Below are 15,822 nucleotides of genomic sequence, written 5' to 3' on the forward strand. Positions count from 1 at the left end.
TGGTTTGATTATTATCGTCAGGCTGCGTAATTAAAATCTCCCAAGTTTATGTGTACGGATTTGACGGCAGGGGTCATGTGGTTTGATTATTATCGTCAGGCTGCGTAATTAAAATCTCCCAAGTTTAGTTATACGGATTTGACGGCAGGGGTCATGCCTTTAGTTACCCAAATGACACTAAACAACAAATTAATACTTTGCTAAATTATACGAAGCAGAATAAGCGTGTTCCTCTTTATATGTTATATAGCCAATCAGCGGTATACCCTTACTCAAAAACGCCAGAGTGCGGCGTCTATATTGCTAGTGCTTTCGATATTGAAAACTTTGCAAACTTACCGAAAGGAATAAAATTATCTAAGTCAAAAATCTTAGAGAGATGCATTCATTTTTATCAGTTATTTTGTGACTTAAAACAAGACTCTATGAATGACTATATGTCTATTGAGACTATTACAAATAGATTAAAAGAGTTGTTCTCAAAAAAGAGTGCATTAAAGAGTAAGCTTACTGAGCAAATTGAAAACAATAAAACAGAGATACTACCCAATTATGTGCAACTAATATTAGAAAACAGTCAACAGCATCTTAATAGCGATAAAAAGCTAAAGCAGAATATTCAAAAAATGATTAAAAACCATCATTCAATAGAGCCAAGAAAAATTATCGTAGTTGATATTCGCTAGAAGATATTGATGTTATTTAAAAGAAACTTCAAAAGCTTGTCTTAACTATTTTCTGTTACCTATGCCTCTAATAATCTAACTACTCCTTATTAAGATGTCTCTAGTCATAAGAAGGCGCTATATTAACAATAGATAACAATAATATTTTAGGTCAAGTTCTTTGCCATATTGATTGATCACTGAGCATATATCCTAACTCATTTGTTGGTATAACCGTTGGTATAATAAAAAATATTTTTAAATAAAAATATTTAAATCAATAACTTGGAATATTTATGTGGTTGATACTGGGCCCACCATATATTAGAAAGAACAAAAACCCCTTCAAATCTATTAGACTTGAAGGGGTTTTTTATTGTTTAAATTTTATGCAGACACAAATGAACGAAACCCCAATGCTGAGTCTCAGCATTGGGGTTTTATTTAAAGAACTATAATGTTTCGAGTAAACGAATAAGGCTACCCTATTTATGAGCGGGGTAATATAACGTGCTTACTCTTTTGGTAAGCGGATAGACCATCCTCACCAAGCTCACGGCCAATGCCACTTTGCTTAAATCCGCCCCATCCTGCTTGTACGAATAAAATTTGTTGCTCATTAATCCAAAGGTGACCGGCTTTAATTTGCGATACCATCTCTAATGCCGCTTGCTCATCTGCGCTTACGACAGTCGCTGCTAATCCAAAATTACTATCATTTGCTAATTGAATAGCCTCTTCATCATCTTTAAAAGTATTGCTAACGAGTACAGGACCAAATATCTCTTCCGTCCACAAGGAACTCTGCGTTGGCACATTTGTATATAGCGTTGGACTAGCAAAATAGCCTGATCTATCTAATATTTCGCCACCAATAACACAGTCAAGCTTTTCTTCGGTAGCAATATTGAAATACTTATTTACCTGATTAAGCTGTTGTTGACTTACCAATGGACCCATTTGGGTATTAGGATCAAAGCCATCGCTGACATAAATATCTTGAATATATTCTTTTAGTTTTTGATACAAAGCGTCGGCGATATCCTGATGAACAAGCAGCCTTGAGGTCGCAGAACACATCTGACCTGCATTGGTAAAGATACCACCACTTATAATGTCACAGGCCATGTCCAAGTCCGCATCTGCACGGATAACAATAGCAGACTTACCACCAAGCTCGAGACTAATATCTTTTACGCCTTTTGCGGCTTGGGCCATGACCTTTTCTCCCACCCCATTACTACCAGTAAAAGATACTTTATCAATCAGGGGGTGATTGGTCATCGCTGCCCCTACTTCTGCAGCGCCTGGTAGAATATTGACGACACCTTTTGGTAAACCAATAGCTGATAATATATTACCTAGCATCAACTCTGGCAACAACGTCACCTCGGATGGTTTTAATATTACGGTACATCCTGCTGCTAAAGCTGGTGCTAATTTCCAAGAGGTCGTCACCATAGGAAAGTTCCAAGGAACAATAAGCACGCAGACACCAATAGGAGCGTATGTTTTAAGTAGTTTTACACTAGAATCGTCCGTTGCCACTTCGGTCCAAGTAGTTTGTTCGACTATAAGATCAGCATAATAGCGGTAGCAAGCAATAGCATCATCGACATCCATCTTAGCTTCTGCAATAGGCTTACCACTGTTTAAAACAGATAACCCTACTAGCTGCTCGAGCTGCTCCTGCATCGCATCGGCAATGGCATGCAAATAACCAGCACGTTCGCTTACTGTGGTTTGTGACCATGAAGACAGAGCTTTAGAAGCTGCATTAGCAGCAGCATCTACATGAGCCTCAGTGCATAATCGAGCCGTGGCTATAACCTCTCCGGTACTTGGGTCATATAATGAATGTTCATTTATACCGTTATGACTAATAGATGATGACTCAATAGCTTCCCAACTGCCATTTATATAAGCAGAGTCTAGTACCACTTCGTTGTTGACTGTCTCTTTTGCCAATTCTTGCGTGATGTATTTAGATTCGTTATTCATATTAGGTTACCACCTTTAATGTTTTGATGAAAAAATATACCTACAAAAATTATCTTAAGGCTCGTTTGTTCAGATTGAAGACATGCCTTAATAACATATAAAAAATAAAGAAATATTTGTAGGAGTTATAAAATTTTTAATTAAATCGTTTGTTGAAATTGGCTACTGGTAAGTACATGTATCTTAAATTCTTAATATTATAACTACGAGTACCCAAACTACTTAAACGCATTTAACTGAAATACGTAAAGGAATGGCCCATTTCAGTCAAAAATTCATCGGCTTCATCAACCTCATAAATAACTGGTTGCTTGCCTTTAATGTCTTCTTGCAGCGCGTCTAATAGTTGCTGCTTAGCAGTGATTCTACGATAGCCTGCGCCAAACCCTGCCGCTAATGGCTCAAAGCTTGGCGTTTTAATATTGACCCCAATAAGTGGCAGCCCGCCTTTTTCCATATAGCTACGTATCTCTCCATAACCTTGGTTATTCCAGATTAATACAATCAGCGGCAACTCGAGTTCAGCGGCGCAAATAAGTTCGGCGATAGTGAACTGAATACCACCATCACCGATCAGACTGACAACGGGTTTATTAGATGCAATCATAGCGCCGATAGCTGCTGGTAGACCATAACCTAAGGTGCCATATCCAGTTGCCGAATTAAACCAGCGACGGGTAGCCAACGCTTCAAAGCTATGATTACCGCTATAAACTGGCTGCGTTGAGTCGCCGACAATAATGACGTCTGCTACCTCATCTCTAAACAGCTTAAGTAAGGCATTTTGTCCAGCAAAATTGGCTGGTATCTCCTTGACCATATCTTGTTTAATTTGCTCTACTTTGTCGTCAGCTTGACGGTCTAAGTTTTGGTTTTGTAAGCGCATGCACAGTCCACTAATCGCCATTTGTGCATCAGACAATACCGCAATATCTGCTATAAAAGGACGCTGTAATTGCTCGGCATCGCAGTCAATGCGGATAAGCGTGCCGTTGATACGAAACCCGCCATCCAGTACGGTGTCGTAGTCAGTCTCGCCAAGCTCAGTACCAATTGCTAATACCACATCAGCCTCTCCAATAAGCGTCCGACCTGCTGGCAATGACGAGTTGCTGCCCAAACTGAGTGGATGCGCGGGCGGTAATAACCCTTTGGCATTTATGGTCAAAAAGGTCGGCACATCGATAAGCTCTGCTAGCTTTTGCGCGTCGCTATCAACATCGACGCAGCCGCCGCCATAAAGTAATACTGGGTTTTTCGCTGTTTTTAGCTGCTGGGCGATTAAATCTAACTGCTCAGGATGAGGACATGGCAACATAATTTGCGGCACTGTAGCATTGCTTGAACTGACTTGACCTTTTGTAGGTGGTTTGGCGACGTGACTAGCATCAGCGGTAATCACATCAATGGGCAATTGGATATGTACCGGGCCTGGACGTGTACCATTGAATAATGCAAAGGCCCCGGCGATGACTTTAGGAAGCGCTTCAGGCTGCCAAATCGTTTTGCTAGTGAGAGCAACTTTGCTGACCATACCTTGCTGATCATGCAGCTCATGCAAATGCCCCTCCCCGCTACCTGTTTGCGCTATTTTATTTACGCTCGATATGACCAGCATAGGTATAGAATCCGCTAATGCTTGCGCCATGGCGGTCATGATATTAGTCATACCGGGACCAGTAATGATAAAGCAAACGCCTACCTTACCAGAAGCTCGATAATAGCCATCGGCCATAAATCCAGCGCCTTGCTCATGACGCGGAGTGATATGCTTAATACTAGTATTAGGCAGGCCACGATATAGCTCTACGGTATGGACACCCGGAATACCAAATACCGTGTCAACGCCATAATATTCTAGCCATTGTACGAGTAGCTCGCCACAAGTTATTGATGGAATGGTAGGCAGAGTGTTTTCTGTCGTTGTCGTCGTTGTATGTTTTGTCATAAGTCGTTCATCCTTGAAAGTTTACAGTTAGCATTATCGGCTGATCTCAAACAATAGATTGGGCATTGGAACTAAAGATTCATTGCTTGAACCATAAAGCAATAATTCGACTAGATCATAATTTTAGAATCAGGTTGAAAACATCAATTTATGATTTAATTGCTTGTGCTTTATCTAAAGATAGATAACCATTAGTTAATAATCATAAAGCTAACAATCACAAAGTTACCCTGTAGAACCTATCACACGTTTGATCGCGCCAAAGATTTTCGTTAGTAAGGGCTCCATTCAAATACTCATGGCGAATTTGAGACCATCGTACACAGCTTCCTCGGCAGTACGTGGGGCAAGGCAATCACCGATCAGAGTAATCGGTAAATCAAGCCATCGATCCTCATCTTCAGGGTCGACGTTGGGTATTCCACCACAAGATAATACTAGATGATCTACGTTATCCAGAATCATTGGCTCACCGCCTGCTGTGTGATGAAAATAGACCGTGTCATCGTCTATCCCAAATGCTCGGGCGTAAGTTATTATCTTAATGCCAAGATTGTGAATTCTTGCCGCTGTATTATCGCGGACATAACTCTGCAACGATTCACCGACATGTAGGCCATTGACCGCAAGCGTAACCTTCGCGCCTGACTTTGCCAGCATTTCTGCGATGCCAACGCCGATCCAGTCACCCTTGCTGTCATAGACCACCACATGCCCCCCGGGCAAAGTGGTTGCACCTAGTAAATCCATAGCTTGACTGACTGGCAAACTGCCCATACATTCCAAAGTTGGACTATAGGGTCTGGCACCAGTAGCCATTAGTACTTCCTCGTAGCCTTCTTCAAGCAGTTTTTCCGGCGTGACGCTTTGCTGCGTCAACACCTCTACCTGACTACGCTTAAGCTCTTCTTGCAAGTTGGTGACAATTCCACCGAACTCAGCACGATGTGGCAATAGTTGCGCCAGATTTGCTTGACCCCCCAAACGTGAATTGGCTTCAAAGAGTGTCACTTTATGTCCTCTAGCTGCTGCTACTACGGCAGCCTTCATGCCTGCTGGACCGCCACCGATTACCCCAACACGACGAGGATGTAGCGCGGTACCGATGTCATCGTACTCCAGCTCACGGCCTGATTCTGGATATTGTATGCAGGAGATTGGTAGGCCACGATGAAAGCGGCCAATGCAAGCTTGGTTGCAGCCAATACAAGCACGAATGCCATCAGCATCATTGGTTATGGCCTTACTCGGCATTGCTGGATCGCAAATCAACGCTCGGGTCATACCACATAAATCCGCAGCTCCTGAACATATTACCTCTTCCGCCTCATGCGGTTGGTTAATACGCCCAGTGAGGATCAGGGGTAAGGACAGGCCCGCGCGTAGCGCCAGAGCTTCGTCTTTAAGGTAGGCACTGTCATATATCATGGGTGGCACAATATGCACCGCTCCCCCTAGCGACGCTGAGGTGCCGGCAACAACACTGGCATAGTCCAGCTTATTTTCTAAATGTTTTAGTGCTTCGATTGTATCCCCTGCGCTCATACCGTCTTCATCGCGCTCGTCACAAGAGATACGCAGGCCTACTGCCAACTCATCTCCGGCTCGGCTACGAATCTCATCAATAATCTCTTCGAGAAAACGTATGCGGTTGGCGAAGCTACCACCGTACTTATCGTTTCGACTGTTCACCTTTGGGTTCAGAAACTGTGCTGGTAGATAGCCATGACTGGCAAGAATTTCTACGCCTTGAATGCCTGCCTGCTGCATGCGTATAGCCGCGTCGCCAAAACTGGTGACAATCTCATTAATCATGCTTTGGTTGAGGGCACGAGGCATGACATGAAAGCGTTCTTGAGGAGTGCTAGAAGCAGAGTAAGCGACCGGTTTTAATCCATCGGCAGATTCCATAATTTCGCGACCTGGATGAAACAGTTGTGCAAAAAGCACACTGCCGTGACGCTGACAGGCCTCGACCAAGCGTCTATATCCTGGAATGCATTCATCTTGGTTAGCCATCAGCAATTGAGAGGTATAGCGTGCGGTTTCGTGTACCCCCGAGACTTGCAGTACAATTAGACCAGTACCATGCCGAGCACGCTTCTCGATATACGCGACAAGCGCATCGTTGACAACGCCATCTTCTGGTAAACAGGTATCATGACCCGTAAACACGATGCGATTAGGTATAGTGTGCTGACCAATTTTAAACGGTGAAAATAGAGTTGGGAAGAGCTTCTGAGTATTCATGAACGTGACTCCATTAACTGTTTATCAGCTGCGATGCTTGCAGCTTTGTGACCATAAGATCGTTTTACTTGCCAAAAAGCTAGCAATCCTACGCTAAATACCGCCAGTCCGTAGCCCATTGCCAGCAAGCTTTCGCCGCTGAATATACTGAACTCACGTCCTACTGCTGCGGCATAAGGAACCGCATAGAACACGAGCATTAGCACTGAAATGGCTAGCCCCGAGACCATTACAATGACCGGCCAAATCAATGTTTTCTTAACTTTTACCGGATCGAACTCTTCCTCTGGTGTCTTGTGAATAGCTTCGAGGTAGGCGAGAGCGGCGACCGTTGGCTTGGTGAAACGAGAAATCACTAGAATACAAACAATACTACTGACAATACCTAAGATAAAGGGATCCATATATACAGACAATGAAATCATCCCAGCAGTGTCCATCAGCTTAGCGCCGATATTAACGACAAAACCGACGAACATTCCAACAAAAGCTGCGGGCGCACTGATGCGGCGACTCCAGATACTCATAAAGGCGACAGGTCCCCAAGAAGACGCAAACAAAGTGCCAGCGAAATACGTTATCCACATCACTGCTGGTGGCTGGAGAAACGCTAAAATCAAGCTAATCAATGCTGCAGCGAACATAATATAGCGGCTCAGGCGTAATGTCTTTTTCTCGCCCCACTTGCTTGAATCAATGATATCGTTGGTAACACTAAAGCTTATTAAGGACAAAAAGGTTGAACAAGAAGATAGAGCGGCAGCCATAATACCCGAAATTAGCAAGGTACCAACAAACGCCGGCATCATGTTTATGCCTGCCCAAATGATAGCGCGCTCAGAGGGTTCGATATTTGGGTTGGCAAGGTTGATAGCGGCTCCGCTGAACATCATAATTATGTACATTGAGGCGAGTACCAGTCCAGCGATACAAGCTGAGCGTACTACCACATGTTCACTTCTTGCCATCAGATAACGGCTGGTTTGCCATGGGCTGACTGCCAGCACGATTGACCAAGAGGCTCCCAGTATGATAGCCCAAACAAGAGCTTCACCTCCCGAAGACCATATAGCATTTTCCCCCGTTAATCCATGCCAAGCAATAATACCAGGCTTGGGATCATAGTTGGCAAGCGCGGTCAACGAAGCATGCCAACCGCCCCCTTCAACCAGTATATAAGGTAGAGCGATGACGGTAACCGCGGTAAACAGTATAAACATAATAGTGTCAGTTAGTACCACACCGCTAGATCCCGAATACAGCGTGAATCCCATGTAGCCTACCCAAACCATGAGCAGAGCAACGCCATAGGGGATTCCTGCCACATCTGAGATCAAAATCGAAGCGCCTTGGGTGACAGCAAGTAAATAGGCGGTCAGACCTATCGCGGTGGTATACCCAGCTAGCCTCTGAACTGCACGCGAATCAAAACGTTTAGCAAAAAACTCTGGAACGGTCAATGATTTGCTACGCCGTATAAAACGCCCGAAGAATAGTGCCCCTAGCACGTAGCCGCTGGTATTGATTGCGGTCAGTGCCAGCATCAAAAAGGCATAGCCGTCGTAGGCAAAGCCCGTTTCACCAAGAAAAGCGGTGGTACTAAGAAAACTGGCTACTAAGGTACCAACAATCAGTAATGTGGGCGCGTTTCGCCCTGCCACGTAGTAGTCTTCTATACCTTGTACCCTACGCCCGGCATAGTTGCCTACTAGCAGGTAGACAGCAATGCTAACTAATAGTCCCCAGAAGTATATATTCATGGATCATCCTTAATATAATGTGGCACATTAACAGCATAGGTATCAGATGCCGTTAAGTTAACTTCCAATGTTATTCAAACCAACTATAAACAGTACAAATCTAGCCTACTACTAGTTCTGTTAAAATACGGTTTTTCTTCTATACAACTTACTTAGCATAGTGTCTTAAATAACTACAAACAATTATAAGAAGATAAGATTCTGATAAGAGTTTTTATACTATGTTATAGTTTAAAAAAGCGTTATAGTTTAAAAGAATGTGCTTTTAGGAGAAGGTTATGGGCCTTACAGTTAATGATCTTGTTGCTAATTCAGCCTTACAAATTAAAGTTATCTCGAAAAACTACAATTTAGAAAAACCAGTGCACTGGGCTCATGTTTGTGAATTAACAGATCCTACAGAATGGTTAGGTGATGGCGACCTTCTTATGACCACAGGCATTGGTATACCGTATAATAAAACCAAGCAAATCAAGTATATACAGAGATTATATAAGGCTAAAATAGTTGGGATAGTAATTGGAGAAAATATGCGAGCTCCCAAAGACATTTCAGCGCTTTTAGAAGAAGCTGAAGCTTTAGGATTTAATGTATTACTTATGAAATATGAAATTCCATTTTCAGCCATTACTAGATTAATTATTGATTATAAAAAAAATGAAAGTCATAATAAAAATCACACTATTATGCAGGTATACGAAACCGCTCGTTTAAGTATTAAAGGATTAGGAATAAAACAACTACTCCAAAATTTACAAAAAAACATTGGATCAACGATTTATTTAATAGACTCAAAAACCTTTAAGCCTTGGGATTCAGATTTATCCGAACTTCCTGAGAAAAAAGTTAAGGTTCTATTTGATTATTACTTAAAAGAAAGAAATACAGCCACTGTCGTAAAAAAGATCATTATTAATGATGAAGAATGGATGATACTGAAGCTTCTAACTCAAAATGAAGCAAGTATTATCATTAGAAAAAACGAATGGATAGACTACACTCTATTAAGTCATGTAGCGGCTGTTATCGGCATACAGTTAGAGCGAAGTAGATTCGAATATGAAAATTTTCTTAGACTCGGGCTTGAAGTATTTGATGAGTTATTACAACAAAGATTTCCAGATAAATACGTGACAGAGAAACTTAAACCATTTAATTTTAATTTAGAAAAGTCAGTGATTTTTTCTATAAAAATTGAGCGGCCTGACTTGAATAACTGGAATGAACTTTTATGCCGCAATAACATTCGAGTATTACTCAAAAAACAACCATGCAGAGTATTAGGATTGGTCGATGACTTGTCTTTGCTGCCAAAAATACAATCTATACTCGGACACTCTATAGGGTATAGCTCCTTAATTGATAATGTTATGCGTATACATGAAGCGGTACGCGAGTCGAATCTGGCATTAGAGTTCTGTGTGGATTCTAAGCATATTGTTTCTTACAAGTCATGTTCAACAATTCCATTTTGGCTACCTAAAAACTTGGAAATAGCCAAGCAAGCGTATGAAAATATTTTGGGTGAGTTAGAAAACTATGATCTTACTCAAAAATCAAAGTTAATAACTAGTTTAAAAGTATACTTAGAGCATAATAAATCATGGTTGAATGCCTCCAAAGAACTTCATATCCATAAACAGTCGCTCATATATAGAATTAAGAAGGTTGAGGAAATAACGGGTAGATCTCTGAATAATATGGATGATACAGCCATTCTTTGGTTTGCAGTTAAGTCAGGATGCTTGATAGGAAAACTATAATACTAATCATTTTAGATAAAAAACCTAAACTCTTTCATTAATATGTGATGAACAATAATTCCCTATATAATTTCTATTAGTCACTATATTTTTAAAATAAAAAAAGGTTTCTAACGCTATTTATAGATAGCATTAGAAACCTTCTTTTATTACTTAGTATTCTTTATAATATCGTTGAAATTGCAATTGAGATTAGGTGAAATATATCTACTTTAGAATTTATACTTAGCCATTACCTCAACTTCCTGACCTTTTTGTCTCCATGGCAATGTTGTTTCACTACGATCTCGCCATTCAACACCAATATCAAGGTTTGGTAAATAGGTGTAAATAAGGTTGGCACTTTTTATGTCAATTGAAGTATCTGCTTCATTGTCTACACTAACCTCTCCATAACGCATATTACCACGCAGTTTCGGTGAAAAGACATGACGATAACCCACGCTAAAGCCAGTTTGCGAAACAAGCTCACCGTTTTCAGCATCACAGCTTAAAGTATTGCCAGGATTTAAGGCGCCTGTTGTACACACGCCAGAGTAGACCCCCATGCCTTCACCAGTATATATACTGCCATGTAATGAGCCCTTACCTAGCGTTAGCTTAGTCGCTAATGAAACCCCTAGCCCTAGCTTTGTATCTAAATCATCATTTATTCCGGTGTTAGCGTCACGTGCAGTCGCAGCAAGGGTATAACCGAAATTAGATATATCATCGCTATAGCTAACGACCATGTCAGGTAAATCAGCGTCATCAGATATAGGGTCTTGCGCTGTCACACGAAGTCCTTTATTGGCGTAGTGCAAAGTCAAATCTGGACGAACATAAAGCCCACTACCCGCTATCGTACCAAAACCTGTACCGTAAAAGTCAAGCTGCTCGGTTAAACGAGGCGCGACAGCAAAAAACTGTCCATTCCAAGTCTTACCTGCAGTAACCTTATCTACCTGTAAATAAGCATGGCGTAGCCGAAGCTCAGGAGAGCCACTATCATAGCCGCTATAGTTTCCATAAAAATCACCTTCGATGAAACCTGTTACTTTTTTATCATCCACGAGCGTAGTAGCTTTTATATTAATTCTAGACTCTCGCGCACTACCTTCAAAGTCAGAGTCTTTATCATCAGGTGAAATAAAGGTACCTTCTGCTTTGACATAACCGCCAACGCTTAAAGTGGTATCACCCTTGGTGACTAGATCGATGGCTTGGGCGTTGGTACACGCGACGAAAGCAGCCAATGCCAACGTTACTTTTTTTAGATTGTTCATGATTTTTCTATTCCCTATTGTCTTATTATCAATTCCGTTTAATAAATGCAGTTAATCAAGCTCAGGCGAAAGAGGCTACTTCATAACCTAAAGTCGTTCCTACAATCGCCTTAATATTGATGATAAACCTGTAATTTAAATGAACTATTTAACCCCTAGTGAGTGCCGCTGCATTTGTACTCTCACGTTTAGCGATGTTATTCGCTAGTAATATTGCAGCGACACCAGCAATGACAATGACTGGAATACTGCTGCCGATCACAAATGAAGAGTTCGAGTTATAAGAGAAAATAACACCCGCTAATAGAGGCCCTACGAATGAACCAATACGTCCCATAGCAACGGCTACGCCAACGCCCGTACCGCGCATACTCTTACTATAAGCTCTCGCCGCTAACGCATATAAAGCTGATTGACCACCAGTGATGAAAAAGCCTGAAACACCTGATGCTAGTATTAGCGCTGTTAAAGATTTAGAGAATGTTAATGCAGACAATCCAATTAAAATACCGATATAGATCATGATGACGACTGACCTAAGTTTGATGTTAGATAATAACCAACCTAAGATAAGCACTCCACATACTCCGCCTACTTGGTAGGCTACTTGGATGTTGCTTGCACTCTGCATACTAAGGCCATTGTTCTGCATGAGAACGGGTAGCCAGTTTAAGATAAAGTACAAAACAATTAAGGTGCCCAAGAAACTTAGCCAGATTTGAATAGTGGTTGCCGTACGGCCTTCACCGAATAGGATAAATTTGAAATCAGTGTTTTCTTTGAGATCATCTTTAATCGCTTGTTTCTTGGTATAAGTTTCTTTTAAGAAAAAGAATAAAAGGGGCACAATAGCAATAGGTGTCAGTCCACCTAAGTAAAAAATATTTTTCCACTCCCCAGCACCCGTAAATCCTCCTGCAATGACCGCAGTGATACCAGCACCAAACGGTACGCCTGCATACATCACGCTAACGGCAGTAGCGCTCCAACGCTCGGGGACAGATTCTGATGACATCGCAATCATCAAAGGTAGCGCGCCACCCATCCCGATACCTGTTAAAAAACGCACGATGACAAGTGAGCTAAAGTCAGTAGTAAATGCGGTCGCGAGCGACATAATGCCAAACAATGCTACGCTGAAAATCAATATGTTTTTACGACCTATTTTATCTGAGAGACGTCCAGCGACGATTGCGCCTGGAAACATCCCTAGAGTGGCGGCACTAAATATCCAACCTAGCTCTCCTTTGGTGAGACCAAATTCCGATTGAACAGAGGAAGCCACCACACCGATTGATTGAATATCGAATCCTTCTAGAATGGCAATACAAAAACACATGAGTAATGTCGTATACATTACTGCAGGTTTTTTGGGTGCAGCATTATGCACAGAGGTAATCATAGACTCTTCCTTGAGTTTAAAATAAATATGAATGTTAGGGTTGGTTACTCTTCAATCTAAGAGACTCTCTTATAAGTACTATTGGCCGGCAGATAATCCTCCATCGCTCACTAAAATAGTGCCCGTGACATACCGTGCACCCTTTTCGCTTGCTAAAGTGACATAAAGGTCGGTGTGTTCTTCAGGAGAGGACACGCGACCTAATGGAATATGAGAACCCATAGATGCCAAACGCGTGCGATCGGCATTCATAGATTTATCATGCTGATTGAGTGCATCGGTACCACTGATAGGCGTATCTGTGGCTCCAGGTGCGACTCCGCACACCCGTACATTAGGTGCAAAATCTAAAGCTAACTGCGCAACGACGCCGCGCAGCGCGTATTTGGAAGCAATGTATAAAGGCCCGCCGCCGCCCGGACGAAAGCAAGCGTTTGAACCTGTCGTTATAAAACATCCATGAGAGTCTTGTAGAGCGGCATAGCTGGCATGAGCCGCCATCAGTACGGCTCTGACGTTGGTTGACATGATTTGCTCAAATCCGTCCTCCAATTCTTGCGGTGACATTTTTTGCAGTTTTTTAAAGAAATCCCACACGCCAGCATTGGCTACCATGACATCCAAGCCGCCCCACTTCTCAACTGCCATCTCTATAGCAGATTGGTTGGTCGCATAATCATTGACGTCACCGACTACATAACAGAAGTTTTTATTGGTTAAAAAAGTTTCTATTTGCTCAGGTTTACGTACGACAGCAAGCACTTTAGCGCCTTCATCGAGAAACCTCTCGACAATAGCCTTGCCAATACCACTACCAGCTCCTGTGACAATCACCCGTCTATTCAATAGCATTTGCATCATATTGCCTCAAAATTACCTATGAAATTTTATAAAACACTACATAAATACGTTTAGGTTTTTAGTCAGTAATGTAGATTGTTGCAGCAGAATTAGTCGTCCAGCCAAGCGATACTCATCGCCGACTTTGCGCCAGATATCTTTACGGCGTCCCATTAAGGTAGAGTCATCACGCTCAAAGCGACTACGGTATAGAGTGAATACCGTATGTACTTCAAACTCGTCCGTGTTGTCTGTGTGAAAAACCTGTAGATTCGATACAGCAGTCACTTGGCGAGTGGGTGGATCTTCTGTCCAGCACATACCACTATCGTTACGCTTTAGGCGCATCATGATGGAGTCTTTATCTTCTTCAAATAAAGACACCCTAGCCGTGGTAATTTCTGGCGTACGGCTTCTACGCAATATATTCTCGCGAATAGGCGCCCAATAAATGAGGTCGTCTTCCAAACTGTCTGCCCATTCATCAAGAATCTCGTGATTCAGCAGATATATTTCGTGATTCACAAACCTTTGAATATCAAAAAAGGTTTGCATATCCACATGTTTACCTTTAGCGTCAAGTGCTAATAACTGATCTCTGGTCATGTTTAGCTCCTTTTTAGAATCTTTGTTCCGCTAGTGGAATATCAGCCCAAGTGTCTGCTTCCATAAACTCTGCATAACGCTTAAAGAATAGACGTTGGTTGGCATCATTAAGCTGACCTTTAGTCACTGTGCCGGGTAGGTCAACAGGAACTGCTTGCCCTTTCGTTGGATCCATTCCATAGAAAAGCTTTTGATTACGAGTGACGTATCCTGCGTTGCCAAGCGTGGCATGTTCCCAGTTTTCCCCATCGTCCATCTCCAAAATCCCACTGGGAGAAAACGTACGCATAGCACCTAAGCGCCACTTATTTTTTATCTCATCTGACGCTTCACTCGGGACTAATGTCCAGCTATGTAGCTCTGTTTCTGTCGGCCCTTTGGGTAGAAATGTTCTAAAGGTTAAGTAACCCGGCAAGAAGGCAAAGTTAGGAAAAACCAAGCCAGACGCAACAGAACCTAACAATTTTGCCCGTACTTTTCCAAGACGCTTACTTATCTCTTCTTCGCGCGCGCGCAAGTATTTGATGATATCTTTATCACCCATAGTCGCTGCATTACCAAAGTTGTTCGCTAATGAGAACTCCCATCCATGACCATTGACACTGGCTTGATAGGAGTCTTCGTTACTGACAACAATACCGCCCGCTTCTTTTAGCGTTGCTTCTGCCGCACCAAGGTGCGTCCATAGCGCATGATAAATATCACCGACAAAGTTATCCGCAGGATATTTCCAATTACATTTTAATAATGAGCGCGTCGTACCAGGAATAAACTCTGTACCTTTGTCATCTACATCTAAGATGGCATCCAGATACCAGCGAAAATCTCCTAAATACTCTCCTAAAGACGGTGCTTCTTCATCAAAGGTCGCAAATACTAAACCTTTATAAGTCTCCACTCGCGCTCTATGCAAACCCCAATCTTCTTTGTTAAAGCCTTCAGTGTTGTCATATAACTCATTCGCAGGCATGCCATTAAGCTTGCCATCTAGACCAAACGCCCAGCCGTGATAGTTACAAACGAACGAGCGGATTTTGCCTTCACCAGCGAAGCAAACTTTATTACCGCGATGTGGACAGGCATTAAGCATGACGTTGATGCTACCGTCTTTTGCCCTCGCGACAATAACGGCATCTTCACCGATATAAGTGGTGATAAACTCTCCAAAAGTTTTGACCTGCGACTCATGCGCCACAAAGTGCCAGCAACGGGCAAAGATTTGTTTTAACTCTTGCTGATAAATGTCTTCATCCCAAAAAATACGTCTATCGATTAAACCTTTTTCATAATCTACTAGCGATCGCATATCTATTGACATCATT

Annotated in this window: 11 protein-coding genes; 2 read left to right on the forward strand and 9 right to left on the reverse strand. The window is 42.2% G+C overall.

Going from position 1 to position 15,822, the window contains the following annotated elements; translation table 11 throughout:
• Nucleotides 1-239: 239 nt before the first annotated feature.
• Complete coding sequence (locus ACTXGH_RS12140; protein WP_439296986.1) at nt 240-686, forward strand: hypothetical protein; 447 nt, start codon at nt 240-242, stop codon at nt 684-686.
• Nucleotides 687-1,154: 468 nt separating this feature from the next.
• On the opposite strand, the gene ACTXGH_RS12145 is transcribed toward ACTXGH_RS12140, so the two are convergent.
• From ACTXGH_RS12145 to ACTXGH_RS12160, 4 genes are all read right to left on the reverse strand, one after another.
• Nucleotides 1,155-2,666 (reverse strand): aldehyde dehydrogenase family protein, encoded by a 1,512-nt coding sequence (locus tag ACTXGH_RS12145; protein WP_439296985.1) that lies wholly within the window; start codon nt 2,664-2,666, stop codon nt 1,155-1,157.
• 232 nt (nt 2,667-2,898) lie between these two features.
• Nucleotides 2,899-4,614: a 5-guanidino-2-oxopentanoate decarboxylase gene (locus ACTXGH_RS12150; RefSeq protein WP_439296984.1), complete on the reverse strand. Its 1,716-nt coding sequence runs from the start codon at nt 4,612-4,614 to the stop codon at nt 2,899-2,901.
• Nucleotides 4,615-4,902: 288 nt separating this feature from the next.
• Nucleotides 4,903-6,864: an oxidoreductase gene (locus ACTXGH_RS12155; protein WP_439296983.1), complete on the reverse strand. Its 1,962-nt coding sequence runs from the start codon at nt 6,862-6,864 to the stop codon at nt 4,903-4,905.
• Nucleotides 6,861-8,624: a sodium:solute symporter family protein gene (locus tag ACTXGH_RS12160; protein WP_439296982.1), complete on the reverse strand. Its 1,764-nt coding sequence runs from the start codon at nt 8,622-8,624 to the stop codon at nt 6,861-6,863. The genes ACTXGH_RS12155 and ACTXGH_RS12160 overlap by 4 nt, the downstream gene beginning before the upstream one ends.
• 278 nt (nt 8,625-8,902) lie before the next feature.
• Between ACTXGH_RS12160 and ACTXGH_RS12165 the strand changes: the two genes are divergently transcribed.
• The gene (locus tag ACTXGH_RS12165) at nt 8,903-10,387 is read left to right on the forward strand and encodes a PucR family transcriptional regulator (RefSeq protein ID WP_439296981.1); all 1,485 of its coding nucleotides are present in this window, start codon (nt 8,903-8,905) and stop codon (nt 10,385-10,387) included.
• A 212-nt stretch (nt 10,388-10,599) separates the two neighbouring features.
• Here the strand turns inward: ACTXGH_RS12165 and ACTXGH_RS12170 are convergent, their stop codons facing one another.
• The 5 genes from ACTXGH_RS12170 to ACTXGH_RS12190 form a co-directional block, all read right to left on the reverse strand.
• Entirely contained in the window at nt 10,600-11,652 is a 1,053-nt protein-coding gene (locus tag ACTXGH_RS12170) for a hypothetical protein (protein ID WP_439296980.1), read from the reverse strand.
• Nucleotides 11,653-11,800: 148 nt separating this feature from the next.
• Nucleotides 11,801-13,054: a 3-(3-hydroxy-phenyl)propionate transporter MhpT gene (gene mhpT / locus ACTXGH_RS12175; protein WP_439296979.1), complete on the reverse strand. Its 1,254-nt coding sequence runs from the start codon at nt 13,052-13,054 to the stop codon at nt 11,801-11,803.
• 78 nt (nt 13,055-13,132) lie between these two features.
• Complete coding sequence (locus tag ACTXGH_RS12180) at nt 13,133-13,915, reverse strand: SDR family NAD(P)-dependent oxidoreductase (RefSeq protein ID WP_439296978.1); 783 nt, start codon at nt 13,913-13,915, stop codon at nt 13,133-13,135.
• Between the two features lie 36 nt (nt 13,916-13,951).
• Entirely contained in the window at nt 13,952-14,500 is a 549-nt protein-coding gene (locus ACTXGH_RS12185; protein WP_439296977.1) for a 3-phenylpropionate/cinnamic acid dioxygenase subunit beta, read from the reverse strand.
• A gap of 13 nt (nt 14,501-14,513) precedes the next feature.
• A complete protein-coding gene (locus ACTXGH_RS12190; protein WP_439296976.1) occupies nt 14,514-15,821 on the reverse strand; it encodes an aromatic ring-hydroxylating oxygenase subunit alpha in 1,308 nt (435 codons plus the stop codon).
• Nucleotide 15,822 lies beyond the last annotated feature (1 nt).

Source organism: Psychrobacter sp. 1Y10, from assembly GCF_052259005.1.
GTDB classification, from domain to species: Bacteria; Pseudomonadota; Gammaproteobacteria; order Pseudomonadales; family Moraxellaceae; genus Psychrobacter; species Psychrobacter saeujeotis.